Source organism: Pseudomonas sp. JV245A, from assembly GCF_032424515.1.
Taxonomy (GTDB): Bacteria; Pseudomonadota; Gammaproteobacteria; order Pseudomonadales; family Pseudomonadaceae; genus Aquipseudomonas; species Aquipseudomonas protegens.
This window is the reverse complement of the sequence record NZ_VYKE01000031.1, coordinates 10,281-25,161: the sequence shown is the minus strand read 5'-3', so window position 1 is coordinate 25,161 and position 14,881 is coordinate 10,281. Positions and strand designations below refer to the sequence as shown.

Sequence of the window (14,881 nt, the reverse complement as noted above, 5' to 3'; positions counted from 1 at the left end):
GTGAGCCTGGCCAATGCCTAACTTCGCAGATCTGGAGCTGTTCATTCTGATCGCCGAGCTGCAGGGCCTGTCCCCCGCCGCTCGCGTCATGTCGATCACCCCGGCTGCCGCCAGCCTGGGGCTCAAGCGCCTGGAAAACCGCCTCGGCGTGCGGCTGTTCACCCGCTCCACCCGCACCATGAAGCTCACCCCCGAAGGCGCACGCTACCTGGAAAGTGCCCAGCACGCCTTGAAGATCCTGGCCAACGGCAAGCGCTCGTTGCGCCACGATGACGGCATGCTGGAACTCACGGTGTCTTCCGACCTGGGCCGCAACCTGCTGCTGGACATGCTCGCCCGGCTCAAGCAGGAACGGCCGCGCATGTACATCAAGCTGGCGCTGAGCGACAAGGAAGAGGACCTGCTCAAGGGCCGCTTCGATGCGGCGTTGCGCTATGGCAAGAACCTGGCACTGGATCTGGTCGAGCTACCGGTGCTCAAGCAGCATTACTTCATCGCCTGCGCCGCGCCCGATTACCTGGCCGAGCATGGCCAGCCCGAGTCGCCGGAACAGCTGAGCGAGCACGAATGCATCATCTGCCACAGCATTGGCCGCCCGGAGAGCCGCTGGCGTTTCCATGGGGCCGGCAAGGTCGAGGACGTGCCGGTGCAAGGGCATTTTTGCTGTGATGATGGCGATGCCGCACGGCGCTGGGCCGTGGCTGGCCACGGCGTGGTCAACCTGCCGCTGCTCAATGTCGTGGAGGACCTGCTCGCCGGTCGCTTGCTGGCGCTGCTGCCCGGTTGGCAGTCCGACGCGGCGCCGCTGAATCTGGTGGTCTCGCACCGCTCGCAGATCACTTCGTCGTTGCGCGCCTTGCATCAATGCCTGGTCGAGCACTGCACCGACCGCATGGCCCGCTATCAGGCCCTGACCCAGGACACCCGCTAGCCCTGGAAGTCGACAAGCAGGTCATGGGCCTGCTGGAACTCCAACCGGTAGATCCGCTCTTGAATGGCCCGCAGAGGGCCACAGGGGTATTGCTCGTACAGTTCATCGATCAGCGCCAGGGCCTGGGCATTATGGCTGCGCAGCAGCTTGGCCAAGCGCTCCAGTGCCAACACCTGCTCAGGGTCCAGCCCCAGCTGCTGCGGTGCCAGATCCCCGTCGGCTGCCCCTGGCAGGGACGCCAGGCCGGCCAGCACCGGTTCCAGGCACCGCGCCAGCTGCTCGATCAACGGCCCCAGCGCTGCCGGCCCGCCCGCCTGTTCCTCCAGTTGTCCAGCGGCCTCTTTGACCGCCGTGGCACCGATGTTCCCAGCGTTGCCCTGCAGGCTGTGGGCCAGAGAGCCGAGGGCGGCCAGGTCCCCTGCGGCATGGGCTTGCCACAAGCGTTCGATGACCTGCTGCTGGCTGTCACGAAAGTCGGCCAGGAGTTTGCGGTGCAGGGCCAGGTCCTGGTTCACCACCGCCAGCCCGCGCGCGGCGTCGATGCCTGCATAAGTCGAGTTCAAGACGCTTGTACCCGGAGGCGCCGGAACTTGCGCTACCGGCATGTCCGTCGCTTTGATCCAGCGCACCAGGGTCCGATAGAACGCCGCGACCTCCAGGGGCTTGCTCAGCAGATCGCTCATGCCGGCCGCCACCGCCCTGCCCTGCACATCGGCCTGGCTACTGGCGGTCACGGCAATGATCGGCAGCCACCGCAGGTGCGGATACCCGCGAATCTTGCGGGTCGTGGCGAAGCCGTCCATGACCGGCATCTGACAATCCATCAGCACAGCGTCAAAGCGCCCCTCCTCAAGCAACAGACGCAGGGCCTGCGCACCGTTCGCCGCCAGCACCACCTGGACCCCCACGCGCTGCAGCAGGCCCTGCAACACTTCCTGGTTGAGCCGGTTGTCCTCGACCACCAGCACCCGCGTCCCCGCCAGCCAGCGTACCGGGTCATTGATCGCGCCCTGCCCCGCTGCGGCGCCAGTCGATGGCCCGGCAGGCGCGGTGCAGCTTGCGGCGGGCGCGGTGCAGTGTTCCTCAAGCGGTAACGGCGACAGGCTCAACTGCACGCTGAACTTGAATGTTGCGCCCCGCCCCGGCCGGCTTTTCACCCAGATATCGCCCTGCATCAGTTGCACGATTTTCTTCGAGATGGTCAGCCCCAGGCCGCTGCCGCCATAACGCCGGCTGATGGACCGGTCGGCCTGGACAAAGACATTGAACAAGCGGGCCTGCTGCTCGTCGCTGATGCCCACCCCGGTGTCGGTGACGCTGAAGCACAGCAGCGCCTGATGATCCCACTGGCGCACCAGGCACACACCGATACAGACATGGCCGGCCTCGGTGAACTTGATCGCGTTGTCCACCAGGTTGGTCAGCACCTGGGCCAGACGCAGCGGATCACCCACATAACGGCGCGGCAGTGAAGCCGGAATATCCAGTTGCAGCCGCAGCGCCTTTTCTTCCGCGCGCTGGCGGACCAGCAGCAACACATCGTCCACCAGTTCCCGCAGGTCGAAGCCCACTTGCTCCATGCTCAGTTTGCCGGCTTCGATCTTCGACAGGTCGAGCACGCCGTTGATGGTGCCCACCAGGTGTTTGGCCGCACGGTCGATCTTTTCGATGTAGTCGCGCTGCACCGGCTCCAGCGGCAGGTCCAGTGCCAGGTGGGCCATGCCGATGATCGCGTTCAGCGGCGTGCGGATCTCATGGGACATGCAGTCGAGAAACTCCGACTTGGCCTGGGTCGCCCGCTCGGCATCCTGTCGTGACTGTTGGATTTGCGCTTCCACCGCCTTGCGCTCGCTGATGTCCTGCAGCACTCCGGTAACCCGCGTCGGTGCTCCATTGGCGTCGCGCTGCATGATCTTGCCGATGTCCAGCACCCACAGCCATTGCCCCTCTTTGTTGCGCATGCGGTATTCGGCGCGGTATTCGCCGACTTCATCGTTCAGGTGCGCCTTGAGCCGGGCCATGACCGGCTCGTAGTCGTCCGGATGCACCAGAGCGGTCCAGCGCTCCAGGCCATGGCCGAAGGCCTGTTCCATCTGCTGTTTGCTGTAGCCAAGAATCTGCAGCCAGACATCGTTGTTGATGACCGTCCCCAGGCTGAGGTTCCAGTCCCACAGCCCCAGGGCCCCGCTTTGCAGGGCCATGTCCAGGCGCTGTTCGCTCTGCTCGATCTGCGCCACGTCGCGCTTGTGCCGCCGGGCATCGGCCAGACGCCGCAGGCCGCCCCACAGCAACAGCAAGAACACCAGGGCACTCAGCCCCTCGATCAGCAGCACCTGTTCCCCCGGCAACAGCGTATCCAGGTCGCCCAGGGTGATCAGGGTCCAGGGACCGCTCGGGTCATTCCAGTCGAAATCCACCCGGGACAGGCTATAGCGCCGGCCGTCCAGCTGGATCACCGACTGATGGGCATCGAAGGGCAAGCGTTCGGGCACCCCGTTGGCAAACCGATAGTCGCTGAACTGGCGGCGGATCTCCCCCGTGAACCGGTTCCAGGGCCAGGCGCGGTCGGACTTGAGGATAAAGGCCGGGGAACTGGCGGCCAGCACCACGCCGCTGGGGGACAGGATCATCTGCAGATCGTCGCTGTACGGCTTGCTCAGGCTGGCATCGAGCCTATCGGCATCAAAACGCGCCACCAGCACCCCGATCACCTTGTCCTGGCGCGTACGCGACTCGAAGATCGGTGCCGCCATGTAGAACATGCGAGTGCCGGTGGTGGCGCTGATGGCGCCGTAGACACTGCTGCCGCCATTGAGGGCCACCTTGAAGTAGGGGCGGAAGGCCACGTTCAGTCCCAGGGGCGTCTGCCCCTGCTGGTCATGGGCCGCTACCACCACCCCTTCCCGGTTGAGAACAAACGCATGGTTGGCGTCCACCACCAGGGACAGGGTCTTGAGGGGAATAGTGGCCCGCTCCATCAGATCCGCAGAGGGTTCGGGCTCCAGGACAATACGCTTGAGCGAGGGGTTGTGACGCCCGAGGATCGACAGTGCGCCAATGGCAAAACCGTTGGATTTCCATTGTTCCAGGTCCTGGGCCTGCTCCCGGGTCTGCATCTGGATGCTGGCCCGGTAGACGTCTTCGACTTGCACACGGTAGTAGTTGCCCAGCGCCCCTGCGGCGCCGCCCGCGATCATCACGCCCAGGGCATAACAGCAGCGCCTGTGACTGTCGAAGAAGTCCAATAACCCGTACAACCCTGTCCCCCTTTACCTGAAAAAAATCGGTGCCCGCCAACCCTTGTCCGAGGCATTGCCTGGCCCTGTCAGCGTTTTGCCAGCCGGCGTGGAAACTCCGGCGGCAGAAAATCGCGGTCCGGATCGTAGTCGGCCTTGAGGTAATCACAAAGCGCCTTGAGGTCCTGGGGCGACAATGTCCCCACCGCCTGCTTGAGCCGCAGGGTGTCGAGAATGTAGTCATAGCGGCTGTTGTTGTATTGGCGCACGGCGTTATAGAGCTGACGCTGCGCCTCCAGCACATCGACGATATTGCGGGTTCCGACCTGAAAGCCCATCTGCGAGGCCAGCACGGCGCCCTGGTTGGAGATGATCGACTGGCGCCGCGCCTGCACCTGATCGACACCACTGTTGAGACCGCGATGCAGGTTGCGGGTCTGCTCCACTACTTGACGCCGCAAGCCGTCGTTGAGGTACTCGCGCTGGTTCATCCGCTGGTGGGCTTCGCGCACCTGGGAGCGGGTCTGGCCGCCACTGAACAGCGGAATGTTCAACTGCAGACCGACGGTGCGCTGCTCGACATTGCCACCGTAGCCATTGCCACGGATATCGCTGTTGCCGTAGCCCAGGGCGTCGTTGTCCCCGGTCTGGTAGCGCAGCACCGCGTCCAGGGTCGGCGCGTGCCCGGCCTTGCGCGCGCTCAGGGTCTGCTGCGTCGCCTCCAGGGCAAACTGGCTGGCCTGCAGGGTCAGGTTCTGGTGCACCGCTGTGTCCACCCAGCGCCGGGCGTCGTTGGGTTCGGGCAACAGCACCGGCATGTCGTGGCGCAACCCCTGGACTGCCTGGTACTGCTGATGCGTCAGGGTGTCCAGGGCTTCGAAGGCATCGTCGGTCTGCTTCTGCGCCACGATGCGGTTGGCCCGCGCCGTGTCATGCCCGGCCTGGGCCTGCAGCACATCGGTGCGGTCTGACAGGCCCAGCTGCAAGCCCCGTTCGGCCAGTTGCTGCTGGCGCTTGAGCGCCGCTTCTTCGGCCTTGGCCGCCGCCAGGGCGTCCTGAGCCTTGAGCAGGCCGAAGTAGGCCTGGGCGCTGTCGAACATGAGTTTCTGCTCGGCGGCGGCCAGCTCCAGCTGGGCCTGCTGGTCTTCAGCTTGCGCGGCCTTGAGGGTGAACCAGCGATCGGCGCGGAATATCGGCTGGTTCAGCACCGCCTGATAACTGGTGCCACTGCGCCGGGTGTCCTGCCGCGGCTGCTGCAGGGAGGTGCTGGTGGCATTGAGATCGGCACTGGCGGACAGCGTGGGCAGCAGGCCGGCCCTGGCCTGGGGCACCGCCTCGGCGCGGGCCGCCTGTTCGGCCTGGGCCGCCGCCAGCTCGCTGTTGTGCTCGCGGGCATCCAGATACACCCGCCACAGGTCGCTGGGCAGTGCCTCGGGTCGGGGTTGTGACAGGTGTTGCAGGTGTTGTGAGGCCGCCTGCGCCAGGGGCGCCGCCAGCAGCGGGACGGCAAGCAGCCAGCCGGCAAGGGCTCGCTGCCGCGAATTCATGGGTTTGCTCATGGTTGGATCTAACACCGGGAAAAGAGGGCGCCGCAGACAGGAGAGGCTTTGCGCCCCTCCTGTGTTTCTCCTGCGAGGTCAGGTCAGTGAAGGCACCAGCACCGCCTGCGCGGCCTGATGGTTTTTCGGCAGCTGTTCGCGAGCACCGCCGGTGTCAGCGAAGGCCGCCATGGCCCCGCTGAGTTTTGCCAGGCTGGGGCCCCGGCCATCCGCAGCCGAGTCCAGCTCATTCGCCGCCGAGCCCAGAGCGTTCGCCGCCGGCAGCGTCTCGCGCTGGCTCCAGGCCAGTTCGAACACGCTGTCCCCGGCCGATCCGCTCGGACCAAAGCCCTTGAGCAGTTGCTCGACGCTGAGCATCGACGAGTCGCCTTTGAGCTCGATCAGCAAATGCCCATGGGCGGCCGCCTGGCTGCCCAGCACCTGGCGCAGCACCAGGGCGGTGCCATTGCCCGTGTCGGTCAGCTGCACGTCCTCGCCCCGACGGCTGACGAGGATATTCTTGCCATCGGCCACCGGCAGGATCACCCGATCCAGGGCCAGGCCCGGATCATCGTTGTCGATGACCACCGAACGGTAATGCGCCCACATCGCCGGGCTGAAACGATAGGTGTCATCCCCGGCGCCGCCGTGCAGCACCACGCTGTCGACCCCGGCAATCAACGGCGGCGCCAGGTCATCCTGAGGAGCATTGCCGCTGGCTCCCTGAAGCAGCAGCGAGGAGCCGATGCGCTCGACATTTGCGTAATGGCCCAGCTGCAGCGCCTTGCCGTCCTTGACCTGATACAGCGCCTGCGCCGTCGGGCTGTAGACATAGGCCGAGTTCGGCGTCCCGGCAGCGACGCCGATAAAGCGCAAGTCGCTGCCACCCGGGATGCCGTTGCTGGCGAACATCTGCCCACTGGCAATATCGAACCAGCCGCGGGTGTCGCCGTCCTGCAAGCTCAACACGCCTTTGGCGCCCCACTGGCCAGCCACCGTTGCCAGGGCCTGGGGCAGATTGCCCAGCCGCGCCTGTTGCCAACCCTTGTCCACGGCCACCAGTTGCACATCGCCGTTGTTGCTGCGCAGCAGCACTTCGCCTTGCACCGTGGTCAGGCGCAACCCGGCATCGACCTGGACCGCCGAACGCAGTTGCAGCTTGGGCATCCAGTCAATGGCGGCCGGCAATTGCGCCGAGGCCTCAAGCACCTCGTCTTTGCCAAACGCGGTGGCCAGTGCTTGCGCTGTCAGCGGCGGCTGCAGATAGAGCTTGCCGCTCTCGGGCTCGAACAGCCGGGCACTGGCGCTGGCACTGTCGAAGCCGAGAAACTGCAGCGGCTTGCCTTGCAGCGCGGACGATGCCACCACCACCTGACCGTTGTGGTACCACACCGGCAGCGCACTCTTGCCGTCGGCGGCCTTGACCCCGAATACCGCCAGGGTGGCATTGCTGCCGGCGACCTCGGCGAGGTTTTTCCACCAGTTACTGTGGGCCTTGAGCCAATGCTCGTTGACCGCCTCATAGCTCAGCCGTCCCGTCGCCTCGATCCGGGCCATGCGCCCGTCGTTGGTCACGGCCAGCAGATGGCCATTGAGATTGAGCACATTGGCCAGGGGCGGCGTGCTCAGCCGCAAGGCGCTTGGCTGGCCGGCGTCGAGCACCTTCTGCCCCGGCCCTTCCTGGCGGAACAGCACCTGCTGCGCCTTGCTGTAGAAATAAAACACTTCCTGGCCACCGGGCTGCGCCTGGCTGCCCGCCAACACCAGGTCGGCCGGAATCTGCCAGGCGCTTTGCGCCTGCCCCGGGGCATCGGCACTCGGCGCCTGTCCGGCCGGTGGTGCCAGGTTCGGCTTGATCACGATGCCGTCGCGGCTGCGCACCCAGTAGCGGTGCGCGACTTTGGCGTTGTCCAGGCCAAACACCGTGATCAGCTCTGCCGCAGTCGGCTCCAGCACGGGCGCGCCCAGGCTGTACACCGGGGTGTCGCGCAGGGTCGCCTGAGTCTCGTAGCCCTTGAGCAGGGTATTGAGCAGGGTCTTGGCGTCCTTGCCATGCTGGCTGTTGCTTGCCGACAGTTGCAGCAACGACTCATCGCCGACCACCCCCACCAGCTCCATGCGGTCACCGAGGATACGGAAGCTCAGTTCGGCTTCCCGCTCCTTGAGCTGATAACGACGGGCCAGATACACCGCATCGCCCTCTTGCCAGAACCGGCTGATCTGGCCGGCGCTCTGGTTGAACGCAGGGGCGGACTGCGCATCGACCTTGCCGCTGGCAATATCGACCCGCCACGCGGCGGCGTTCTCGGCATCGACGAAGTAGGCATGCTCGCCGATGACCGCCCCCAACTGGGCGTTGCGCGCCTGTTGCACATCGGTGTCGGTGAATAGCATGCGGTCCTTGGCAACCTCGTAGTACGCCCGACCGACATTGCGCTCACCGTGCTTGTAGTTCTCCACCACCACGTATTGGCCGTGCAACTGATGGGCCTGGGCCAGCTCCTTGAGGTGCTGTTCGATGCGCTGCCCGGACACCTGCCATTGGCTGGCGTCTTCCTTCACCACGTAGGTGGTCTGGCCGGCAAAATCGGCTGCCCGTACTTCGCCCTTGGCGTTGACCAGCAGCACCTGCCCGCTCTGGGCCGGGTCGAGCCTGACTTTGACCCCGCCCACCAGCAAGTGGTCCTTCGCCACGGTGATGCTGTCGCTCTCCAGCTGGCTGCTGTCGATGATCCAGCGTGACGGCTGACGGCCGGCCTCGTTGCTGAGCCTGACCTCGGTGCCTTCGTTGAGGCCGATCAGGTATTCGCCGCCTGCGCCCTGGATGTCGTAGCGCAGGTAGCCGTACAGCTCCTTGGGCAGTTGCGGCACCACCAATTGCCGGTTGTGCCCATCGAGCAGCACTTCTACCGGCGTCTCGACGTACTCCTGGTGAATCCGCCGGATCGTCTCCTCGCTCGGGAAGATGTAGAAGTCGTAGTCGAAGCGCCGGTCCTGCTCGAGCTTGCGAATCACATCGAAACCCGTGTCATGCCGGGTGGTGGCCCCCGGCAGGATCATGTACTCGTAGCTGATGTAGGACTTGGGCGTGCCCGGCAGGATCACCGTCCTGCTGTCACCGTGTTCGAGTCTGGGCGGCTTGGCGCCGTGGCCAATGCCGCTGCGCACCTCGATCGCCTGGGCGCGGTCGTGGATCATCCGCGGAAAGTCCCCGACCCAGAAGAAGTAGTTGATCGCCCCGGAACCGGTGGAGCCGTGGTGAGTGCGGTAAATGTACTGGCTGTCGAAACCTACCTCGTTCGAGCGCAGGTCGAGGCGCTTGACCACCGCCCCGGCCAGGGGCACCAGCACCTGCTGTTTCTCGTCATAACGGTAGCCGTTGCCTTGGTAGGCCTTGTCCAGGGTGTCGAAGTAACGTCCCACCGCCTTGGCATCTTCGGCCACCGCGCCAAAGGCCTGGGCCAGTGCCGTGAAGCCTACCGCCAGGCCACCGAGGATCACCCCCGCGCCGCCCAGCACCGCCGCCGTTGTCGAAGCGCCGATCAGCCCGGCACCGATACCCGCCGCGCCACTGACAAAACTCGCCGAATCAAACGCCAGCTGGGTGCCGAATACGGCTTTCTGCACATCGTTCTCGGCATGGGCCAGCTCATAGGCATCCAGGCCGACCATGGCCCCGCCAAACAGCACGCCTGCGCCCTCGTTGACCGTGTGCCCCAGGGTCGAGGCAAAGTCCTTGAGCGAGGACTCGGCGGCCAGGGCTTCGCCGCGCAACGCGGTTTGCACCAGTTGGGTGACCTTGGCCACATCTTGCAAGGTGCCATGGCCAATCTGCGCCAGGCCCAGGTAGCTATGGATCTTCAGGGCGGTGGCCAGGTCCGGTGAAACCACGCCTTGGGCCGCATCCTTGCGGTTCTTGTCGGCAAACCACTGGATCAGCGTCTGGACCGCAAAGCCCGCGTTCAGGCCGTCCACATGCGCCACTTCGCCGACCCCGCCGCGGGGCCGGATCTGCCCATGCTCCAGGGTGAAGTGCTCGTTGAGCACGCTCATGTGCTCATCGACGAAACGACGGAATTCGACAAAGGTGCCATCGTCGGTGCTCAGCCAGCGGGTCTGATCGGGCTGGTCACGGTTGATGAACTGCACCCGATAGCCGCCCTCCGGCTGTGGCTCGGTGTTGGCGATGATCGGTATCCACTGGCTGCTCAGTTGGTGCTCCCGGGCCAGCCGGGTGCTGGCGGCGTCGAAGCGCGCGCCCCATTGCTCGGCGTCGAACGTGGTCAGCGCCGCGCCCAGGCGCAGGTCCTGGCTGACGCGCTGCTGGGCACCCACCGCCTGCTCCACCTGGCGGCGTTGGCCGATGACACCGGCCAACTCCTCGGGACGGGACAGATCGGCAACGTTCAGCCCGCTGCCCACCGGCACCTCGGCCATCTTGTGGGTGTCGATCTCGACCAGGTTGAAGGCCGGCTGCGACTGGCTGCCGAACGAGCCGTAGTGCGCCGCCAGTTTTCGGCGCACCAGGTGCTGCTCCATGGCCTTGGCCAGGCCCTTGCTGGAGTCGAAAGCGAAGATCCCCACGTTCGGGTCATAGAAGTAGTAGCGACGGCCTTCGGGGCCCTGGGTACTGCCCACCATCATCGAGTGGTTCTGGGTGTTGAGGGCAAACATCGAGTCGCTGCTGCCGTTGGCCAGCCGGGCCACCACGTCGGACAACTGGAACTGCCCCAGCGCCTTGGAGGCCTGGACCGCGTCGACATTGGAATGCAGCCGGATCAGGCTGTTCTTGAGCAAGGTCGAGCTGCCCGCCTGGGGATCGGCCGAGGCCAGGAACAGCTTCTGCACCAGGCTGTTGACCCCCGCCTCGCCGCCCCTGGCGAGGGCGACGGCCATGGCCCTGACCAGCGGGTAGCAGCGGCCTCCGGAGCGGTCCCCCACCAGCGACAGGTAGAAGTCCTGGGGCGCCAACTGGCCGAAGACACTGCCGGCGCCCCGGAAGTCTTCACTGAGAGTCGCGGTCTGGCGCAGCACCTTGTCGATGTATTCGGCCTGGCTGGTCTCACTGATGCGGGCACTCAGGGCGCCACGCTGCCCAGGCGTGAGCTGGCCGTCGAGAAACAGGCGCTTCATCTCCAGGGCCGACTTCTTGTCGTCCAGCCCGGGGATCTTGATCTCGCGAAAATCCCGCACACCGTCACTGAATGCCGTGCCCCGGGCCCCGCGCTGATAGGCCTCGGCAATGGCGTAGCGCTCGCCCACGCTGGTGCTGCGCTCATCGCCCCCGCCCTGGATCGCCGTGTCGTCGGTGCGCACCACCGCAGCAGTGCCCTGCTTGGCCTGGATCTGCTGCCAGAGCCAGGTCTTTTCCACCGAAGCGGCCTCACGCAACACCGGTTCGTACTGCGCCCGGTAGAAATCCTGCGTGAGGTTGAGCTGCTTGATCTGCTGGTCGATCAGGCTCTTGTCGCTGGCCCCGCGCCGCTGCTCCTGGAGTTGATAACGCTGGTTGCCGAGCTGTTCGATGTCGGCGCTGACCTTGGCCTGGACCGCATCGCGCAGCCGATTCCAGGCGGCAATGGCCGGGTGCTCGGGAGAAAAGTCGCCGCCGCTGTAGACGCCATCGGCCACCCCTTCAGTGGACACGCCGAACTGGTTCGCCACCTTCTTCAGGTTCTGGTGCACCTGTTCGCGGTACTCGGCGAACTGGGTCCGGTTGCGTTCCTGCACCTGGCTGTCGGCGGTCTGGATGGCAAGCGGCTCTGCACCCTCGCGCAACTTCGGCCAGACCATCTGCCCTTCGCGCTGGTACTCCTGGCGCTGGAACACCAACTGCCACTGGCCGTCGACGACCTGCATGTACGCCGCAGCCAGGCCCTCGGCGGTGCCGGCCACCTGGTAGTCCTTGTAGTCGACCGCCATCACCACGTTGTCGTACAGCAGCGAACTGTTGACCCGACCGTCGTGATAGACCCGATAGGTAGTGGCGTCCAGGCTGGTCACCACCAGCGAGCAGCCCGACAAGGTGCCGGTAAAAAGGAAGCTGCCCGCGCGCGCCTGCTTGGGAATGTCCACATAGGCCGGCGCGGCGTTGGCCTGGTTCGGCCCGTTGTAGCCGAGGAAATACGCCGGCACGCTGTCCGGGCTCCCGCTCACGGAGTTGGCGCTGTGCTCGGTGTATTCGAGCTCATACAGCCTGGGCGCGACTTCCACCAACTGCACGTTGCCCTGGGCCGGCAAGCGCCCCGCCTTGACCAGGGCCTCGGCACTGAGGGTGTGGGTCTGGGCGAACTGCACCGGGTCGGCGGCAAACTGGTGAATGTCGGCGCTGCCCTGGCGCGGTTCGAAGCCGGCTCCGAGCGACGCCAGGCCCGTCTTGAGTTGCCGGTCCTTGGCGGCCTGCCCCAACAGCGCGGGCAGCGGCCCCAGGTCGGTGAAGCGCGGTGGATGGAACTCCTCGCTCGGCGCCAGGCCTTGATTGACGATGGGCAGGACCCGGGCCATCACGGCGTCGTACAACTCTCCATGCAAAGCCTCCCGGCGCCCTTCGGCACGGTAGCGGTCGAAGGTCTGCAGCAGGTCCTTGCCGATGCTGTCCGGCCCCTGGGGTTCATAACGGGCGGCGACATACAGGGTTTCGAAGAACGAGTGGTAGCCGTTGCGGATCATGAAGGCCGCGTTGGCCATCTGGAACTGCCAGTACTGCTTGATGCTCGGCGCGCTACCGAACAACTCCGGCAAGGCATTGCTGACGGTCTGGGTGGTCCCGGAAATGCCCCCCACGAACGGGGTGTCCAGGTCGTTCATGTAGCGTGTGGCTTCATTGTTCGGATCGGGGCGGAACTGGCTGTAGCTGCGGTACTTGTCGTCCTGGATCAGCAGCGCGGCATCGGTCCGGGCCTGCTCCGGGTGGGTATTGAGGATCAGGTAGGGGTCGGGCTGGTTCAGCCGGTTGTTGATCATGACCTTGTCGGCGCCGGTTTTTGGCGTCAGCGCGGCATGGGCATTGACCGGCACCGCGGCCTTGGAAAAACTGTCGGCCACGGGGCGCAGGGCATGGAACAACGCCTGCTTGCGCAGGCTGCGGCCCTGGTCGCCGGACAACAGCGCCTCGACCGTCGGCCGCAACGCGACGTCGGCCGGCGCCAGGCCCTGGGGGCCGCTCAACAACAGGTTCAGCAACTTGCTGTCCAGGCCGCGCTCCACCGCCACCTGATCGAAGACATGCACCTTCGGGTTGCCTGGATGCTGCCCGGCGTTGGCGCTGGCCACTCGCTGTGTTTCCATCTCGATCGCCTGGGCGCGCCACTGTTCATACAGCGGTGCCAGCAGCAATTTGGCCTGGGCAATGTCGCTCTGCAGATAACCGCCTTGCAGGACTTTGCTCAGCGCCTGGCTCTTCACCAGGTTCTGCCCCAGGCCGAACAGCAGCTCATCGTTGTCGTGGCTTTGCCAGACCGACGCGGCGAAGGCCTGTTCCCACAGCACCTTGTTCAGGTTGTTGCCCTTGATATCCCGCAGGCTCGGGCGGCTGTGTTGCGCCAGCAGCACCCCGGCCGGGGTGATGTGGTTGCGTTCGAGCAGGCGCGTCAGCTGTTGCACGAAGGTGGCGCGCTCGCTGCTGCCTGCGAACAGCCGGCTGGCCTTGAAGCCCTCGCCGCGCAATTGTTCCAGGCGCTCGAAAAACGCTGCGTTGTATTGATACAGGGTCTCGGTCTGGGCCTTGCTCAGGTGGCTGCTGCTGACCTTGTCGCCCTCGACGGTCATCACGGCAAAAGGTGTCGCCGAACGGTAAGCGTCACCCTGGGGCATTTCCAGCAGGTACTGATGCTCGGCAAAGCCGACCGAGCGTTCCAGCTCATGAATATTGACGAACAGGCCGTCGCGGTCCGGGTGGTAGCTGTTCTGCCGATAGTCTTCGACGCCCAGGGTCTGGAAGCTGCTGAGGTCCGCGTTCTGGTTGATCAGTTCGCTCAAGGCGCCAGCCAGGGGCACTTCACGGGTCACGCTGGTGCCGGGCGACTGGCCCGAGACCTGGATGCCGACCTGGTTGGGCACTTTGCGATCGACGCCGGTCAACAGCAGCTTGCGGCCGTTGCTCAGCACCTGGGCCTTGAAGCCTTCGCGCAGGGAGCTTTCCGACACCAGGTGGTTGGCGAAGTACTGCTCGACGAACCCGGTCTTGACCAGCACCGAGCGAATCGGTGCATAGGTCGGCGAGCGCATGGACGGTGGCTCGCTCTTGAGCCGGTACTGTTGCTGCCAGGCCAGGGAACGGGCGGCGGTGCCAAAGGAGAAATTCAGCACGCCGTCGGTGGGCACCACCAGCCGGCCGTGCTCCAGGTAGAAGTCCTTGAAGCGGCCATCGGTGCTGGCATTGACCAGCGCCACGTTCATGCGGATGTAGCCCGGGCGCTCCTCCATCATCAGCAGTGAAAGGTTCACCGGCAGCTCGTCGGAGGCCCGGGGCGGCTTGGCCAGTGCGTCCAGGCTCGCGGCCTGCTGCTGCGGGGCGGCCTTGAGCCAGGCGTTGTAGCGGGTACTCACCTCCTTGTAGGCCTGCAGCTCGGAGAACAGGGTCACGTAGGTCTGGCTGAAGGTGGAGTCGGCCACCTGCAGGCTCAGGTGCTTCTCCAGGCGGTTGATCCGGCCCTTGAGCTCTTTCTGCTTGGCCGGCGCATCGGCTTGCAGGACCTCGGCCTTGGCGCCACCGGGACTGAGCAGCCGCAGGGCCTTGTTCCAGGTGCTGTCATAGTGGCTGATCGCCGTGTCCTGACGGCTGTACAACAGGATGTCACGGTCCAGTTGCTGCTTGTAGGCAATGGTGGCCGGGGTGTCGGCGATGGCCTTCATTTCTTTGCGGCGTTGTTGCAGCACCTGCAACTGATCGCCCACCGAGACCGGGTTGTCCTGCATCTGGTAATGCTGGGCGGCCAGCACGCTCAGGGTGCTCTGCTGCATTTCCAGCAGGCGCTCGCCGACCTGGCCGATGTACGCGGCACGCTCGTCGGCGCTCATGTTGAACCATTCGGTTTGCCGCCCTGCCGTCTTGATCTGTTGGTCGATCAGGGTATTGAGCAGGCGCGTGAAGCCCTTGGACATAAAAGCCATTGCAATGATCCTTTGTCTGTTTTGAGCCAAGCCCTGCGTCTCGCGAAGGGCTGCCTAGGGGTATG

At 65.3% G+C, this 14,881-nt stretch carries 4 protein-coding genes; 1 reads left to right on the top strand and 3 read right to left on the bottom strand.

Annotated elements, in window-relative coordinates; translation table 11 throughout:
• Positions 1–13: 13 nt before the first annotated feature.
• On the top strand, positions 14–931 hold the full coding sequence (locus tag F6S12_RS11810; RefSeq protein WP_077934126.1) for a LysR family transcriptional regulator: 918 nt from the start codon (positions 14–16) through the stop codon (positions 929–931).
• Here F6S12_RS11810 and F6S12_RS11805 read toward each other — a convergent pair.
• From F6S12_RS11805 to F6S12_RS11795, 3 genes are all read right to left on the bottom strand, one after another.
• Positions 928–4,128, bottom strand: coding sequence for an ATP-binding protein (locus tag F6S12_RS11805; protein WP_315868930.1), 3,201 nt, complete (start codon positions 4,126–4,128; stop codon positions 928–930). The genes F6S12_RS11810 and F6S12_RS11805 overlap by 4 nt on opposite strands.
• 128 nt (positions 4,129–4,256) lie before the next feature.
• Positions 4,257–5,714 (bottom strand): TolC family outer membrane protein, encoded by a 1,458-nt coding sequence (locus tag F6S12_RS11800; protein WP_409999840.1) that lies wholly within the window; start codon positions 5,712–5,714, stop codon positions 4,257–4,259.
• 90 nt (positions 5,715–5,804) lie between these two features.
• The gene (locus F6S12_RS11795; protein ID WP_315868922.1) at positions 5,805–14,816 is read right to left on the bottom strand and encodes a TcdA/TcdB pore-forming domain-containing protein; all 9,012 of its coding nucleotides are present in this window, start codon (positions 14,814–14,816) and stop codon (positions 5,805–5,807) included.
• Between the last annotated feature and the right edge of the window lie 65 nt (positions 14,817–14,881).

Bases quoted from the DNA above. Each gene is read 5' to 3' on its own strand.
- F6S12_RS11795 (WP_315868922.1), bottom strand. From the start codon at position 14,816: ATGGCTTTTATGTCCAAGGGCTTCACGCGCCTGCTCAATACCCTGATC.
- F6S12_RS11805 (WP_315868930.1), bottom strand. From the start codon at position 4,128: ATGATCGCGGGCGGCGCCGCAGGGGCGCTGGGCAACTACTACCGTGTG.
- F6S12_RS11800 (WP_409999840.1), bottom strand. From the start codon at position 5,714: ATGAATTCGCGGCAGCGAGCCCTTGCCGGCTGGCTGCTTGCCGTCCCG.
- F6S12_RS11810 (WP_077934126.1), top strand. From the start codon at position 14: ATGCCTAACTTCGCAGATCTGGAGCTGTTCATTCTGATCGCCGAGCTG.